This window comes from Enterococcus sp. AZ163 (assembly GCF_050498925.1).
GTDB classification, from domain to species: domain Bacteria; phylum Bacillota; class Bacilli; order Lactobacillales; family Enterococcaceae; genus Enterococcus_A; species Enterococcus_A ferrettii.
On the sequence record NZ_JBIPAO010000003.1, the window covers coordinates 583,020 to 599,119 of the forward strand.

The following is a 16,100-nucleotide window of genomic DNA, read 5'->3' on the forward strand; positions in this document are numbered from 1 at the left end:
GTCATTTAACTTTTTCCTGCTATGATAAGCACCAAGGAAGTGAAGATTTGAACCTACATAATTTATTAACGACGGAGAGCTTATTCTCCAATCTGATTGTTTTTATTGTGGCTGTTTTGTTGACTAATTGGTGGCATAAACGAAAATCAAAGCCGGAAAAAGCCGTTTCTAAACCAACAGCTAAAGTATCTTTTGAACCGCCGAGTACTATTTTAAAGACTTATCGAGATGATACAAAGCGTTTTGGTTTTGCGTATTTGGAGAAACATACACCGGCAATCATTGAGAAACTAACGAAAAATCGAGCTGACCCTTCTTCGGGTATTGACCAAGCTGCCATTGATGAAGTGATTAATAGTTTAAAAAATTTTCAAAAGCAATTTAAACAGGTGGGCAAAGATGCAAATGAACAGGAAAAACGCAAAATTATGGTGTTAAATTATGTGAATAAGACGCTGATTCGCTGGAAACAACTGTCGGAGCAAGATTATGAGTAAGAAATGGCAATTTGCCGTTTCTTTTTTTCGTTGACAAGCTTTTCTTTTGTATTTATGCTGACTGTGAAGAACGATTTAGTCAAAAAGGAGTTTTATTGTGCCGAAAGTATTTTCAGAAGATGAGCGAAAATTTATTGATAAGCGCTTGCGGGAAGAAGCAGCGTATTGTCTCACAAATTTTGGAGTTAAAAGAACCACAGTAGATGAACTGGTAAAACGGGTTCAGATTCCCAAAGGCACTTTCTATCTTTTTTATGATTCGAAGGAAGAGCTGCTGTTTCGGGCATTGTTGGATTTGCATGAACAAATCGAAAAGGAATTAGTCAAACTAATCGACGACTTAACCGATATCCGCAATGTTGAACTAGTTACCGATGCGCTTTTGGATTTATTCAAGCTTGCTGATCAATTTGGCTTACTGCGAATGATGACCACTGGAGAGTTGGATTTAATTTATCGTAAATTGCCTAATGAAGTATTTCAAGCACATTTGGCCGATGATTTTGATGCAGTGGAAGCAATTTTTATTCTATTGGAAGTACCCTTAGAAAAAATTGATGGGTATGCAGCAGCATTTCGCGGATTGTTTGTGACGATGCTTTATAAACGGGAAGTCGGTGAAGTGCATGCTTTTGAAGCGTTGCGTTTATGTATTCGAGGATTAGTGATTCAAATGTTCGAATAGTATCTGTTTGCGCAGGTACTAATTTTTAAAATTTATTTGACCAAAAGAGCTAAAATGGTCAAAAAGGAGGTTTTTAAAATGATCAGTGTAAAAAATTTATCCCTTAGCTATACTCCTCTTTCCTTTATACAAAATATGAGTTTTGAAGTAGCCGAGGGAGAAATTTTTGGCTTTCTAGGTCCGTCATGTGCTGGGAAATCTACACTACAAAAAATTTTGACGGACTTAATCACCAATTATTCGGGAAGTGTTCGGCTGGCAGATATGGAATGTAAGAATCATCCCAACCACTTTTATGAAACGATTGGTGTGGATTTTGAATATTCCACAATGTATGAGAAGTTAACAGCACGACAAAATTTGGCGTTTTTCGGTTCACTATATTCCAAGCAAGCGCGTCCGTTGGAAGAGCTATTAGAAAAAATTGGGTTAGCAAATGATGCAGACAAGCGAATTGTCGAGTATTCTAAGGGGATGCGTTCTAGAATAAATTTTGTCAAAGCGCTCATTCATGACCCAGCCATTTTGTTTTTGGATGAACCCACTAGTGGGCTTGATCCTACCAATAGTAGAATGATGAAGGACATGATATTGGCTGAGAAGGCACAAGGAAAAACTATTTTGTTAACAACACACAATATGACAGATGCTGCGGAATTGTGTGACCGGGTTGCGTTTATTGTTAATGGTGAGATTGCGGCATTGGATACTCCTCAGCATATGATTATGCAAAAAGGAGCAGCAAAAGTTCACTATACTTATTTTGACGAAGGAGAAAAAAAGAATTCGTGTTTGCTGGAGGATTTATCTGAAGATCAATTGTTTGCTCAGCTGATGCGGGAAAAGCAATTAACTTCTGTCCATAGCAGTGAGCCTGACTTAAGCGATATATTTATTGAAGTAACTGGGAGGCAGCTGGTATGAGAATATGGCGGTTGTTTTTGGGAGACATTAAGTTTCAAGTGATTCATGGGTTTTATTTATTGTATGGAATAGTTACTTTTTCATATGTAGTTCTTTTGCTTTTGTTACCGCAAGCGTGGCGAGCCAAAGCAGCAGTGGCGATGATTTATTCTGATCCCGCTGCTTTGGGACTGGTTTTTATGGAGCAATTATCTTGCTGGAGAAAAGTCAACGAGTTTTAAATGCTCTGGCTGTTTCTCCTGTGAATGTGCGGGATTACTTAATAGCAAAGATTTGTTCTTTATGTGTGATCTCAGTGGTTTCTTCCTTAGTGTTAGCGATAATTGGTGGGCTGGGAAATTTATTGATGATCGCTGCAGCTACAATGGTTACTTCGTTAATTTTTTCTTTGCTAGGCTTGATTGTGGGAGCAAAAATCAGTAGTCTAAACCACTACATGTTTGCGATTGTTCCGCTAGAAATAATTTGCTTTGTTCCACCTCTAGTTTATTTGTTTGAACCATTTTCCTGGTTAACACTGCATCCGCTATGTGGGGCAATCGCATTGATTAACGAAAGCAGCTCAAGTTTGAGCTATGATTTTAGTCGACTGTTGCTTTTATCTTTCATACTATTTGCCGCTGCACAAAAAAGTACTTCAAGAATGTGGCAAACGATAGGGGGGGCGAAAATATGACTGCAATCCACACTGGCTTCCTGCATATAATGAGGCAGCTAAGAAACGATTCTTTATTATTGATCATGCTTTTTGTTCCTTTTTTAGCTGGGACAATCTTTCATTTTGGTTTGCCAGTTGCTGAAAGCTATCTAACAAATTTTTTCTCTGTGCCGGTCATTTTGGCACCTTATTATCAATTAGTGGATGTATTGCTCAGCTTGCTAACACCGACCATTTTGAGCTTTGTCGTGGCCTTGATTATATTGGAAGAAGCTGACGATGGGATTGTTCGGTATCTGGCAATCACACCTTTAGGGAAAAAAGGATATCTAATTTCGAGACTGGGAATAATGACATTGATTGCTATTCCGTTGAATCTTTTCGTTACATCTTATTTTAGTATTACGGAGTTGAAACCTTCTATTATTTTGGCATTCAGTGTGTTTGGGGCAGTTCACGGATTAGTAGTTGCTTTAATGATCGTTGCGCTTTCTTCAAATAAAGTAGAGGGAATGGCTATCGGTAAGGTGACATCCTTAATCACAGTTGGATTGTTTGCTCCTTATTTTCTTTCTGACCAGCTGTCCTATTTATTTGCGGCAATGCCCTCGTTTTGGGTAGCAAAATTTGTTATCGAAGGTCAGATTCTATTTCTAATCCTCTCTCTGACTATCAATGTATTTTTCATATGTTTACTCTTCCGCCGTTTTGCAGCGAAGCTTCGATAAGATCGAAAGTTATTATCGTGAATGGTGAAAGTTGAAGGGTTCTAAACTGATCAGCTATGTTGTATTCAAAGCAAGATTCGCTTTTATTCCTTTATCCAACTGGATAGATACAGTCTCTAAACGTTGTTTAATGGTTTTGAGTACTACCATGGCTGAGTTTCCTCCGAAAAAAAGTGTTTTATTGTGAATGTTAAGTACTGTCGAAAGTTCTTCTTTTTTCTATGAAATTATGTCGCAAAAGATAAAAATGCGTTATTATTAAGAATAAGAGAATTATGACTTTGTGTTGAGCCTGGCTAAGGTTCTTCAACCCATGATTTTCTGCAGCTATTTAAATAGTCCAATAGGTTTCACAATAGGACAACCAGGAGGAGATTTTTTTGTTTAACAAGTTATTCAAGAAAAAAATACCAATTTATCAACCAGTTTCTGGAAAAGTTGTTTCATTGCAGGAAGTAGCGGATGAAGTATTTTCCAGTGAGATGATGGGCATAGGCTTTGCTGTTCAACCGGATTCAAGTGAAATCGTCTCACCAATCAACGGAACAATTGACAGCGTTTTTCCGACAAAGCATGCATTAACAATTAAAGGGGACAAAGGCTTAGAAATTCTGATCCATATTGGAACTGACACGGTGGAATTGAATGGAGAAGGCTTTGACATTGTTGTTAAGGCTGGAGATAAAGTAATTGCGCAGCAAAAACTCGCAACTGTTGATTTCGACTCAATTAAAGCCGCAGGAAAAGGTACCGATGTGATGGTGATTTTCCCAAGCTTAGACAAAGCTGAAAAAGAGAAGTTCGACTTATCTAATCAAGGCGATGTAGTGGCAGAGTTATAATAGAAGAAAGACGGTCAGAATGACTGTCTTTTTTACATTTACTTTCTAATTTTAAGTGAATTGATTACGATAAGATAATAGGTATCTAAAGAAATGCTAGGTTTATTCTTTGATCAACTAAGAAAGTGATAAAAGGCTTTAGCTTGTTGAATATGGAACGCTTCTATTGGAATTTAGAATTATTCAATTAAGCGTTGATCAAAGAGGGCATTTCCAATAAAAATCAGAACTGAAAAGCGAGTTCCTTAAACTCGCCAACTACTCTTTATCGTGAATAGCTTGCAACCTATTGCTATTTGCCTAAAAATGAAGATTTTATCATCAAACATTAAGAAACGTGTAAGTTAGACTCTTTATTCGTTTTAAAAGGGGAGTTAGATATACATTGCTGCTTAAAGCGTGTATAGTGATAAATGTAGTAGATTTGTCGTTTAAATCAAAGAGTCATTTCATTCGTATGGGTGTTGTCATTCTTCTTTTTTAGCAGCAAGGTATTGCAAAAAAATTAATTGTGCAAAAAGCACTAGGAGGATACACACATGAATACAGGTACAGTGAAATGGTTTAATGCAGATAAAGGATTTGGCTTTATTACTCAAGATAACGGACAAGATGTGTTCGCACACTTCTCAGCTATCGAAGGAGACGGCTTTAAAACTTTAGACGAAGGTCAAGCAGTGACTTTCGACGTCGAAGAAGGCCAACGCGGCTTACAAGCAACGAACATCATCAAAAACTAATTTAAATCCAGTCAGAAGCGATCCAAACGGTTGGGTCGCTTCTTTTTTCCAATATTGTCAACAGTTTGTTTTTGAACCATAATTTTTTTATAAAGAAAAGGGGATAAGTGAATGGGATTCAATGGATGGAAAAAGACCGAAGCATCAGATAAGAGTCAGGCATTTGACGAAGGGCAAGAGGTATCATTTGTGTACAACAAAGTGACCTGTCATGGAAAAGTACAAGTGTTGCTAGTGAATTCGGCAATTGTCAGTATCGATGAATCACCCAATCGCAATGATCAAAATGAAAAAACTGTGATTAGCTATGGAAAACTATTAATTAAATAGACAACAGGTTATCTAATTCGTCTAAGCGAATTAGATAACCTTTTTTTATTCTTTCATGTTAATTATGAGCACCGCAGTAGTAAATTTACTCTTTTTTGCTGCTGTACCAGGGAAATTTTTTGCTAAATCGGTTATGGCTGGTGTTTATCTAGGAATTGCTATGACTCTTTCTTTAGCCCTAGCTAGTACGGTCAACATGCTCCATCCCGCTTTGGCAAAAATTGCTTTTGCGATGTTCTTTGGTCTAACCTTTGTGCTGATTGTTTTTCTCAATGGTGAACTGTTCACCGGTAATTGTCTAACCACAGCTTTTCCATTGATTAATCACAGTCAAACCCTGTCTCAGTTGGTAAAATTATGGGTGGTTTGTCTATTCGTAAACTCGGTGGACGTGCTGTTGTTTGGCTTTTTGTTCATCCAAAGCAAATCGCTAGATTCATTGATATACCCCTATTTAAAAAGTTTAGTTTATGCTAAACAAGATTTCACCTTAATCAGTCTTTTTATCAAATCAGTTCTCTGCAACTTGATTGTCTGCATTGCAACATATACGGCCTTGAAGATGAAAGATGAGTTAGCCAAAACAGTTATTATGCTGCTGACGATAATGATCTTTGTTCTTTGTGGATTTGATCACTGTATTGCCAATATTGGACTTTACGTAATGCAAATATTAGTTGATCCATCGGTATTGAATTGGAAATTGATTTTTGAGAGCATTTCCCTATCAATTTTAGGGAACGTAGTTGGTGGCGCTGGTTTGCTGGCGTTACCGCTATATTTTAGTTCCCGAGAAACAAAACGAAGCAGCCAAGTAACCAGCGGGTTAGTTGACTGCTTTTTGCTTTATTTTTTCTCCGCCACTATTCGAATCCGATGATAATCTGCCTCCCAATAAGTCTCCTTCCAGCAGCTGTCTTCCAAAGTAGCTTCCACTTCTGACAAGACTCGTTCTTGTTCTACTTCCGATAACGCAGCTAAATCACTAGCGAAAAATTGCTTCAACCAGTTTCTCAATCCTTCCGAACCCTTCAAGGGAGTGGAACGATCGTACTCTTGCAGTAGATGCACTTGAAAACCATGAGCCTCCAGCATCGGCTGATATTCCTCACAGGATGGGAAAAAGAAAGGAGACTGATAGTTTTTCCCAAGCTTTTCAAGTTCTGCTTGAAAAGCACTAGTAAGCTTCCTAACATTTCCCGCTCCGCCAAATTCACAAATGAGAAGACCTTCAGCTTTTACTAGACGCTGAAACTGACTCAATAACTTTTCATGATCAGTAATCCAATGCAAAGCCGCATTGGAAAATAAAACATCATAGGGTTGAGAAGTTTCAAAGGTCAAGGCATTTGCTACCAGAAAGTTCTCACCTGGAAATTGTGTTTGAGCCTGCTGAATCATATTAGGTGAAGCGTCAATTCCCAACACCTGGTGCCCTAATTCTGTCATTTGGTGGCTCAGCTCACCAGTTCCACAGCCAACATCTAAAATATTCATTGAAAATTTTGGCAGCAGTTCCAGCAAATCTGCTCCATATTGAAAAACAAAGTCATGATTCTTTTGATAATTCTGTGCATTCCACTCCATCAGCAGTTCCCTCCATTTTTGGCAATTATCCCAATAAATCGTCTAAAAAGCTATTGAATTTGCAAAAGTATCGCAAAAGTTGATTATTTGATATAGAAGTTAACAACCACTCCATTGAATGTATGTCTATGAACCTCTACAATTAAAGTGAAAGGACGTGATGGTATGCGCATGAACCTTGGTTCGGTCATCGCTGAAAAACGTAAAGAAAAGAGGATTACCCAGCAGGAGCTGGCAGAATTTATGAGTGTTTCAAAAGCATCGGTTTCAAAGTGGGAAACTGGTCAAACCTATCCGGATATTACTTCGTTGCCTTTATTGGCTGCCTATTTTGATATTAGTATTGACGAATTATTGAATTATGAACCACAGTTAAGCACGAAGGAGATCCAACATATTTATATCTCTTTGAAGAAATCCTTTGAAACCAAGTCGTCAGAGGAGGTGTTAGCTTCAGTGCAAAGCTTTGTCCGCCGTTATTATTCTTGTTATCCATTGGTGCTGCAGATGGGCATGTTAATTATCAATCATTTCGATAAATTACCAGGCAAAAATCAAAAAGAAAAGCAGCAAGTCTATTTGAAAGAAGCACTGGATCTGTTTGTCCATGTACGTACACAAGCAAAAGAGCCTGAATTAATTATCGAAGCCTCTCGTTTTGAGGCTTATGTGCTGTTAACCCTACAGGAGCCAGATCAGGTTTTGGAAATCCTAGGTGAGCATACCCCTGTTAATTTTCCGATTGAAAGTATGATTGCAGCGGCTTTTCAGATGAAAGGCCGAAATGAGCGTTCCGTAGAAACGATGCAAAGTGCTTTGTATCAATATGTTACCGTGGTGATGAGTCTGTTCACGAATTATTTACATTTTCTAATTGATCAACCTGAAAAAATGAAGGAGACAATCAAGCGGGCACAACAATTTGTGGCGATCTTTGATTTGGGTCAGTTAAATCCTATCAGTTTAATGAATTTCCAGTTGTCAGCTGTTCATTGTCTCATTCAACAGCATAAGGAAACGGCAGCACTGGAACTATTGAATGAGTGGCTAACGGTCTTAGAAAACACAAAATTTCCAGCAGTCTTACATGGTGATGATTATTTTGACCAGCTTGATGTATGGTTTGAATCGCTGGAAACCGGCAATCAGCTGCCGCGCAATTCGATGATGGTGAGAGAACAATTGATCGAGATTGTTCTACTTAATCCAATGATTCAAGAATTAAAGGATCAGGAGCGTGTGCAACAAATTTTTCAGAGACTAGAGCAATTAAGGAGGAAACACAATGAATAATAATTGGCAATTTTTTATGGATAATTTAGCTTTGCTATTGCCGTTGATTTTACTAGAATTGGTACTGACGATTACGGCATTGATCCATGTATTGAAGCATCCTCATTACCGATTTGGTAATCGTGTCTTATGGATTTTTATCGTAGTCATTATTCAAATAATCGGGCCAGTGGTTTACTTTGCCTTTGGAAGAGGCGATGAGCAATGAGCATTCTGGAAATCCAGCAAATATCCAAGAGCTTTGGTGCTACACAAGTATTGGATCGATTAAATCTGGTTGTACCTGACGGATCGCTATTTGGCTTTGTTGGCGAAAATGGTGCTGGCAAAACGACCACTATGAAAATGATCTTGGGTTTAGAGGAAGCTGATAGCGGAAATATTTTGGTTAAGGGTGAAAAAGTCAGCTTTGGCAACACGCGTACCAATCGATATACTGGCTACCTGCCAGATGTACCAGCATTTTATCCTTATATGTCGGCTAACGAATATTTAACACTTTGTGGTGAACTAACCGGAATGAAAAAAACAAAGTTAAAAAAGAAAGTTCCGGAAATACTACGATTAGTGGGCTTAGAGACTCATAAAGGAAGAATCAAGGGTTTTTCTCGCGGCATGAAGCAACGGTTAGGAATAGCCCAAGCTTTGTTAAACGATCCGGAGTTATTGATTTGTGATGAACCAACTTCTGCTTTGGATCCCAGTGGACGCAATGAGTTTTTGGAGTTGTTAGCTTCTTTGAAGGGACGAGTGACAATCTTATTCTCCACCCATATTCTTAGTGATGTGGAACGAATTTGTGATTATGTAGGAATTTTGGACGAGGGAAAGCTGAAAATTTGTACTTCTTTACCAGAGTTGAAGGCACAATATGCTCAAAATAAAATTGAAGTTGTGTTAGCTGATGAAGTGAAAAGCAGTCTGTTAAAACAGCTAGGGCAACTGCCTTCAATCATCGCTGTAGAAAATCCAAACCAACAAACAATTACTTTAACTTATACGGGCGATTACCAAGAGTCAGTTCAAGCGATTTTCAACTATTTGGTTCAGGTAAACATGCTGCCGATTTCCTTGAAGAAGATTGAACCAACTCTAGAAGATATATTTTTGGAGGTGGTCAAATGAGAGCGATGATTTACTTTACCAAAAAGGAATTCCTTGAAAGCTGGCGTACCTCCAAGCTTTGGATCCTCGCAATTGTTTTTCTAATTTTTGGTGTAATGAATCCCTTAATGGCTAAGTTTTTACCGGAAATCATTAAAAGTACTATGGGAGAGGCGATAGCAGGGGCAATCCCAGCCCCTACTTCCATTGATTCTTGGACCCAGTTCTACAAAAATATTTCTCAGATGGGCTTAGTTGTAATGGTGCTTTTGGCTAATGGAACCATCAGCCAAGAGGTTAGCCGCGGCACGCTAGTAAATTTAGTAACTAAAGGTCTGAATCGGACTTCGGTAGTCTTAAGTAAGGCTATATTTTTGATGGTTCAGTGGACATTCTGCATTAGTATTGCTTTTTTTGTGACTTGGGGCTATACCTTATATTATTTCCCTGATAATAAGAGTCCTCATGTTTGGTTCGCTGTTTTTCCAATGTGGCTCTTCGGTATCTTATTAGTTGGAGTAATTCTGGCTGCATCAGCCGCTTCTCGAAATAGCTATGAAGGACTATTAATGGTGGGAGGATTTGTCGTCATTCTGTTCATTTTACAAATTTTTGATAAAGCTAAAGAATACAACCCACTTAGCTTGATTACGGAAAATATGACTGTTTTACAAAAAAGTAGTGAGCTGGAATTTTATTTGCCTGCGATGATTATCTCAACCGTTCTGTTTCTTTCCTTTGTCGGCTGCGGAATCTTAATTCTAAACCGCAAGAAACTATAGTATACTTGAAAAAAGATAACATGTAGGGAGATAAGATGAAGATACCAGGCAAGCTAGTTACTGTTAATCAGCACCAAATGCACGTTTATTATCAAGCTGCTGGTCCTCTTCGACCAACAATCGTTCTGTTAGCCGGTTCTGGCACTGCTTGTCCGACTTATGATTTTAAGGCCCTGTGGCAATTGTTGAAGAAGGACTATTCTATCGCTGTTGTTGAACGCCCAGGCTATGGATGGAGCGAGATTACCGAAAAACCACGAGATGTCGATACCTTATTGGAAGAAACCCGTGAAGCTTTAAAACAGGCGGGTATCAGCGGACCATTTATTCCCGCTGCTCACTCTATGTCAGGGTTAGAAGCCATTTATTGGGCACAAAAATATCGAGAGGAAGTCTCGGCCATCATTGGGTTGGATATGGCTGTTCCTGCCGCTTATGAAGAAATGGCACTGCCAAAAGCTTTTGGTCTCACAGTTCGTATCGGACAAATACTACGGCGACCAATCACTACCGCAATGGTCAGAAGTCATTCAGCAGTAAAAAAAAGATTGCTGACCAAAGAAGAGCAGGACGATATGAAGCAAATTACTGCTCAGCAACTTCTTAGCAAAAACATGGTGAGCGAAATAAACTACGTGAAGGCAAATGCAAAAAAAGTAGCAGCTGGCGCTTGTCCTCAGATATCGGTCTTATGTATTCTTGCCGACGACAAAAACAATTTAAAGAAAATTCCAAGCTGGGGTAAGATCCACAAGGAATATTTTGCTGCTAATCAACAAACAGAATTTCTTGAATTAAATTGTGGTCACTATGTGCATAACGAAGAGCCGGAAAGGGTTGCAAAGGCGATTGAGGAGTTTGTGAATTAGAAAGCTGACTGAATGGGCTAACAGCTCACTCAGTCAGCTTTTTTGAATGTAAATATGGCTTATTTATGCGTATAACATAATTATTTATCTTTTATAATTAGGGAACGAATCAAGAAAAACACCTTTACTTTCAGAATGATTATTGACACATTTGTTGCATTGGCAGCCTTTATTTTGGGAGGGCCTATCAACTTTGGAACTGTTTTACTAGCTTTATTGATCGGTCCTCTAATAAACCTGTTTAGAAAAAAAGTGACGTATCGACTATTTTCGATGGATGAATAAAAAGACAGCAGCATTCGTTTGCAGAACCTGTGGCTTCAGCTGAACTTGTTCATTCATAATAAAAATAGGTGTGAAGCAAAAAAACATCTTCACACCTAGCATTCTCCTCTATCGTTTTTTTTGCAGTCTAACACATTAGTAATTCAACCTTCGCTCCATCCATTCCACACAAAGCGGCAGCCATTTAGCAACGGGCTGATTAATTTGTTCTCCTTTTTTTGATTCAGCAGAAGCTCTTGTAGACAGTGAGAGTCCGTGACGTCCATTTTCAAAAAAATGACCTTCAAAAGGAATTGTTTGCTTGGTTAAGCCCTCGCAGTATTTTAATGAATGTAAAACAGATATTAAGCTATCATTGACTGTGTGCCAGATGAAAGTATCAGGTGTTTCAGCATTGATATGGGCAGCGGCATCATAAGCTTTCAAAAGCTCAGACTCTAATCCACTCGCATTTGGCCAACCGTAGTCAAAGCCTATGACTGGATAACAAAGCACATTACCTAAAGGCTTCGAGTGACTAAGATTCTTTGTTTTTGCCACTTTTTGCCATTGACCAGCATAAAGCGAAGCCATGTGACCACCCGCAGAGCAACCTAAAAGAAAGACGGCATTAGGATCAATCTTCCATTTGTCCTGCTTGTCTTCAATCTCTTTGAAAATATCAGCTAGCAATCGTGTATTGTTATCTAAATAATCAGGTGTGATCGTTTCATTTTTGGCCAGTACTGGGTAGTTAATCACCAAAGTATGATAGCCATGAGATAGGAAAGCTAAAGCAATCGGCTCAGATTCACGATCAGATATCATTTGATACCCACCACCCGGACAAATAATTACCGCTGGAAGCAGATCCTTACCATGGGAAACATTGTTCCGCAGGTACAGATCAACTGTTGCACAAAAAGCTGGTAATTCAATGGTCTTTAGTTTCATAAAACACTCTCCTTTGCTGATTAAAATAAATTTTGAGTACCAAGAATAACTATTGGTCAAAACAATGCCTAACGAACTGCTGTCTTTCAGTGAAAAGTGTAAATTATCTTAGCCGTTAAAGTAATGAAGTCTGATGCTATTACCGATAGCTTTGATAAAGATATCGCTATTATAATAGGCTATGTTGTAACAGTTTTTGTTGAATGATAAGGACTTATAAAAAACTAATAAACTTTACGGGGTTCTTTATTTGCTAATCAGAATCATACTTAAAACTGATTAGTGAAATATGCAAATCATGTTGCATTCATGCTGCAAAACGCAAGAAGATTACTTTACGGGTTGACGACGAAAAAGTTGTGAATGTCCAAAAGGATAGGCTCACTAGTTGGAGAACGTAAATACAGCTTCAATAATCATTCGTATTCCAAGTAGAATATATTCCTACTAAATTGCCCGCGTAAATTCATGATATACATAAACAAGGCTAGTATGCTGAATCTCCGCCATCTCAATTACTCTATAGATACAAGGTATCTCGGTAAAATTGGAACCATCGTATTAATGACTTCACTCAATAAGCCTGCTTATATTCTTACACCATATCCATCCCCCGTTTTAAACAAAATACAGCGGACCTAGATCATTCAACTTAGTTATACTCAATAAAAATGAGAAGGCAATTATTTTCGGTTCAAGATACAAAGTGTGTAACTAAAAACTAGTTTAAGCACTATATCTTTATTATTTCAGTCGGCACCTTCAATACAATTTAAAGTCTATTAGACACAATCATTCTAAAAATTAATACTGTATCGAATCTGCAGGTATGTTCAAGCGCTCTAAATTCTCCATGACTTGTAAAAAGTTTTTGAAAGAGTAAGTAGACAATTTTTCATGATTGGGTTCTAAAGAGATGAAGTCATTCACTAAAAAAACAGGCAGATTTGCATAATGAGCTGCTAAAAGTCCATTCTTCGAATCTTCAAAAACAATTGTTTGCTCTTTAGTGGTTCCCGAACGATGAACGGCTAGTTCGAAAATTTCTGGACTTGGTTTTCCCTGTGTCACTTCATCACCAAATGAAAAAAAGGAGAAGTCGTTATAAATTCCCATCTTCTCTAATAGACATAGAGCCTCTTCCTTGTGAGAGGAGGTGGCTACCCCACAGGTAATATTTGATGAATGACAATGATCAAGAAATTCTCGCACACCAGCAGTCAAATCGAAGCTGCCGGTTTGAATCAGCTCGTTTCTTTTCTCCATAAAGCTAGCAAAAAGTTTCTCAAAAGGGAAAGCGGATCCAAAATAATTCAAGAATAATTCTTGGATTTGATCCGTGGGACAACCTAAAATATTTTTATAAAACTTTTTAGACAAAGCATAATTTTCCTGTTCAACTAATTCGCTCCAGACAGAATAATAGATACTTTCTGAATTGATTAAGGTACCGTCCATATCGAATATCACACACTTCATAAGGATCTCCTTCAGTCACATTTTCTTATAGTGTATCACGTCCCAAACACTAAAGGAATAACCCACGTGAATAGGCGAGAGGACATCAGTTTACCCCACAACATTATGTAGCTTCTAAAACAATCATCGAACTCACTGCTCGACAGACGATTATGATCTTATGTTAATTATCCATCTTTTAAAAGAGAATTGTAGTCACATAAAAACTGTCAAGTTAGACATCCTTCTTATACGACACGTCTGAACAAGAAGTCTCAGCTTTTTTCTTTCCTATTCTTAGTACTGACTTGTATTCCTTAAGAATTATTTTGGTTGAAAGAGTTCTTGTTTCGAAACTATCAATCCTATTCGTGACTTTACTAAATTGCTCAATAGCTTAATGAAAATTCTAAATAAGTATTTCGCAAAAAAATTTACCGAATGGCTAAGTACTTTTTCATGAGTTCTTCAATGATTTGATATAAATTGTTGATTTCACTGAAAATACTTAGAATATTCAAATTATTATTCAGTTATTCTAGTGAAGTAGCTATCTAGTTATTCCTAAATTTTTCATTAAGCTAATCTTTGTCAAAAATAAAACGAGTAATAGTTATTTTTATATTGAATGGTTTGTTCGGTTAATTAGATAATTTTTACGATTCATCATTTTATTTATCCCTTAACTATCAATGATTTTTGTTTATAAATTTGTGAATAAATCAACAAAGATGGTTTTAGATGGATAGTCAAATTTTATGTGTGAATTTCAAGAAAAAAACGAAAGGAACAGGGAGGTAAATGATATAAGTTTATTGAAAAAAAGTTTTTTATCTGAAAGAAAAGGAATGAACGTAAGAGGTTATAAGGAATAAATGGAGCAAGAAGATATAGTCGACAAGAATACGCAAGAAGAATTTTTTCTTTTTCGTGGCAAAAAAAAGAAAAAAGGTCGACAAAAGAAGAGTAATTTGAGTAAATGGGACATTTTGTAATCTAATTATAATTAAGTGGTACCCTAAGGTCAATAGTTTTTAACAAAATGCTAATCATTTAGCCATTTAGGGGCCGAGGGGTTAAAAAAAACTAACTTTCCCCCGTTATTGCTTAAATTACTCGTTTTTTTACGCCGTCAGTTGCGCCGTCAATTTACGAGGAGGAATTAAAATGAGTAGACGTGGTGAAAACATTTATAAGAGAAAAGATAAGCGATGGGAGGGAAGGTATATAAAAGGCCGGAAAAGCAATGGAAAAATACAATATGGCTATATTTATGCTAAAACTTATCGAGAAGTCAAGACGAAATTATATCCTTACAAAATAAAGTATCAAACTTTAAGAGAAAATAACGGAGTCTCATCCATCATGATGAGTGATTGGATAAACGAATGGTTAACAGATATGGAAAAGATAGTAAAAACTTCGACTTATGGTGGATATTCCTACAAAATGTTTAAATATATTTTTCCTTACATAGGAGAAATTCCGTTAAACGAGATAAATGAGTTGCTTCTCCAAGATATGGTATCGGCTTGGGAAGAGGAAAGTAAGTTATCGCCAGCTTCAATAAGGGTTGTTTTTAGACTGGTAAACAGTTGTTTAAAAAAGGCGGTTGAAAAGCAGTTATTGATTATAAACCCTGCATCAAAGGTGATTCTTCCTAAGGAACCTTACAACAAGGTCGGAGCTTTAAGCACGGGTGAACAAAAAGAATTGGAAAAAGCTGCGCTAAATAAATTAGATGGGATGGGACTAGCAGTACTTCTAAGTCTGCGTACAGGGCTGAGGATTGGAGAAATAGCTGCACTGAAATGGGAGAATATTGATTTTAAGAGGGGAATTATTCGCATTGAAAAAACTTTACAACGTATACCGATAAAGGGTGTTGAGCATAGGACGAAGGTAATCATTGATAGGGTGAAAACACGTTCATCTAATAGAATTATTCCCATGAGTTCCACCATAAAAAAATGGTTAAAAGATCATTACCTTCAAACCAAACATGGCTTTGTGCTATCAAACAATGAAAAGCCTTGTGAGCCGCGCTTGATTACTTATCATTTTCACAAAATTAGAAAGGCAGCGGGTTTGGATCGTATCCATTTTCACCAGTTACGTCATACTTTTGCAACAAGATGCTTAGAGTCAAGAGCAAATGCCGTATCAGTTAGTTCGTTATTAGGACATTCATCTATTAAAATGACTTTAGATATCTATGCGGATTCAATGATTGAGGAACGTATTACCACAATAAAAAATATGGAAAAGAAAATCAGCTAAAACGGTTTCAAAAAAATAAATAAACAATCTAAATTTTTAAAAATGGAGAATAATGAAAGCGCTAACTTTTGTAGTTGTAAAAATTTGCTTTGTGATCATTAATAG

19 protein-coding genes are annotated in these 16,100 nt (G+C 37.3%); 16 read left to right on the forward strand and 3 right to left on the reverse strand.

All coding sequences use genetic code 11. The features are described from left to right. Positions 1–47 precede the first annotated feature (47 nt). From IGI46_RS24400 to IGI46_RS24445, 10 genes are all read left to right on the forward strand, one after another. On the forward strand, positions 48–497 hold the full coding sequence (locus IGI46_RS24400; RefSeq protein WP_429965318.1) for a hypothetical protein: 450 nt from the start codon (positions 48–50) through the stop codon (positions 495–497). A 97-nt stretch (positions 498–594) separates the two neighbouring features. Further along, positions 595–1,182 carry a TetR/AcrR family transcriptional regulator gene (locus IGI46_RS24405; protein WP_429965317.1) on the forward strand — a complete coding sequence of 196 codons (588 nt, stop codon included), beginning with the start codon at positions 595–597 and terminating at the stop codon, positions 1,180–1,182. 78 nt (positions 1,183–1,260) lie between these two features. Next, a complete protein-coding gene (locus tag IGI46_RS24410; protein ID WP_429965316.1) occupies positions 1,261–2,106 on the forward strand; it encodes an ABC transporter ATP-binding protein in 846 nt (281 codons plus the stop codon). Beyond that, positions 2,103–2,327 carry a hypothetical protein gene (locus tag IGI46_RS24415; protein WP_429965315.1) on the forward strand — a complete coding sequence of 75 codons (225 nt, stop codon included), beginning with the start codon at positions 2,103–2,105 and terminating at the stop codon, positions 2,325–2,327. The genes IGI46_RS24410 and IGI46_RS24415 overlap by 4 nt, the downstream gene beginning before the upstream one ends. Continuing rightward, a complete protein-coding gene (locus tag IGI46_RS24420) occupies positions 2,300–2,782 on the forward strand; it encodes a hypothetical protein (protein WP_429965314.1) in 483 nt (160 codons plus the stop codon). The genes IGI46_RS24415 and IGI46_RS24420 overlap by 28 nt, the downstream gene beginning before the upstream one ends. Continuing rightward, positions 2,779–3,492: a hypothetical protein gene (locus tag IGI46_RS24425; protein ID WP_429965313.1), complete on the forward strand. Its 714-nt coding sequence runs from the start codon at positions 2,779–2,781 to the stop codon at positions 3,490–3,492. Before IGI46_RS24420 ends, IGI46_RS24425 begins: the two co-directional genes overlap by 4 nt. A gap of 380 nt (positions 3,493–3,872) precedes the next feature. After that, on the forward strand, positions 3,873–4,334 hold the full coding sequence (locus tag IGI46_RS24430) for a PTS sugar transporter subunit IIA (RefSeq protein ID WP_429965312.1): 462 nt from the start codon (positions 3,873–3,875) through the stop codon (positions 4,332–4,334). 539 nt (positions 4,335–4,873) lie between these two features. Further along, entirely contained in the window at positions 4,874–5,074 is a 201-nt protein-coding gene (locus tag IGI46_RS24435; RefSeq protein WP_207704912.1) for a cold-shock protein, read from the forward strand. A gap of 111 nt (positions 5,075–5,185) precedes the next feature. Next, entirely contained in the window at positions 5,186–5,404 is a 219-nt protein-coding gene (locus IGI46_RS24440; RefSeq protein WP_429965311.1) for a hypothetical protein, read from the forward strand. A gap of 64 nt (positions 5,405–5,468) precedes the next feature. After that, positions 5,469–6,284 (forward strand): formate/nitrite transporter family protein, encoded by an 816-nt coding sequence (locus tag IGI46_RS24445; RefSeq protein WP_429965310.1) that lies wholly within the window; start codon positions 5,469–5,471, stop codon positions 6,282–6,284. Here IGI46_RS24445 and IGI46_RS24450 read toward each other — a convergent pair. Beyond that, entirely contained in the window at positions 6,251–6,991 is a 741-nt protein-coding gene (locus tag IGI46_RS24450; protein ID WP_429965309.1) for a class I SAM-dependent methyltransferase, read from the reverse strand. The two genes, IGI46_RS24445 and IGI46_RS24450, sit on opposite strands and share 34 nt — an antisense overlap. 165 nt (positions 6,992–7,156) lie before the next feature. On the opposite strand from IGI46_RS24450, the gene IGI46_RS24455 reads away from it, so the two are divergent. The 5 genes from IGI46_RS24455 to IGI46_RS24475 are packed head-to-tail and all read left to right on the forward strand — an operon-like array spanning position 7,157 to position 11,039. Beyond that, on the forward strand, positions 7,157–8,284 hold the full coding sequence (locus IGI46_RS24455) for a helix-turn-helix domain-containing protein (RefSeq protein WP_429965308.1): 1,128 nt from the start codon (positions 7,157–7,159) through the stop codon (positions 8,282–8,284). Further along, positions 8,277–8,492, forward strand: a complete 216-nt coding sequence (locus tag IGI46_RS24460) for a PLDc N-terminal domain-containing protein (RefSeq protein ID WP_207704908.1) — start codon at positions 8,277–8,279, stop codon at positions 8,490–8,492. The genes IGI46_RS24455 and IGI46_RS24460 overlap by 8 nt, the downstream gene beginning before the upstream one ends. Then, positions 8,489–9,409 (forward strand): ATP-binding cassette domain-containing protein, encoded by a 921-nt coding sequence (locus tag IGI46_RS24465; protein WP_429965307.1) that lies wholly within the window; start codon positions 8,489–8,491, stop codon positions 9,407–9,409. The genes IGI46_RS24460 and IGI46_RS24465 overlap by 4 nt, the downstream gene beginning before the upstream one ends. After that, positions 9,406–10,170: an ABC transporter permease gene (locus IGI46_RS24470; protein WP_429965306.1), complete on the forward strand. Its 765-nt coding sequence runs from the start codon at positions 9,406–9,408 to the stop codon at positions 10,168–10,170. The genes IGI46_RS24465 and IGI46_RS24470 overlap by 4 nt, the downstream gene beginning before the upstream one ends. A 35-nt stretch (positions 10,171–10,205) precedes the next feature. Beyond that, entirely contained in the window at positions 10,206–11,039 is an 834-nt protein-coding gene (locus IGI46_RS24475) for an alpha/beta fold hydrolase (protein ID WP_429965305.1), read from the forward strand. A 420-nt stretch (positions 11,040–11,459) separates the two neighbouring features. On the opposite strand, the gene IGI46_RS24480 is transcribed toward IGI46_RS24475, so the two are convergent. Together IGI46_RS24480 and IGI46_RS24485 are read right to left on the reverse strand one after the other, a co-directional pair. Then, on the reverse strand, positions 11,460–12,257 hold the full coding sequence (locus IGI46_RS24480; protein ID WP_429965304.1) for an alpha/beta hydrolase: 798 nt from the start codon (positions 12,255–12,257) through the stop codon (positions 11,460–11,462). Between the two features lie 804 nt (positions 12,258–13,061). Further along, positions 13,062–13,736, reverse strand: coding sequence for an HAD family hydrolase (locus tag IGI46_RS24485; RefSeq protein WP_429965303.1), 675 nt, complete (start codon positions 13,734–13,736; stop codon positions 13,062–13,064). A gap of 1,146 nt (positions 13,737–14,882) precedes the next feature. On the opposite strand from IGI46_RS24485, the gene IGI46_RS24490 reads away from it, so the two are divergent. Then, on the forward strand, positions 14,883–15,995 hold the full coding sequence (locus IGI46_RS24490) for a tyrosine-type recombinase/integrase (protein ID WP_429965302.1): 1,113 nt from the start codon (positions 14,883–14,885) through the stop codon (positions 15,993–15,995). The last annotated feature ends 105 nt before the right edge of the window (positions 15,996–16,100 follow it).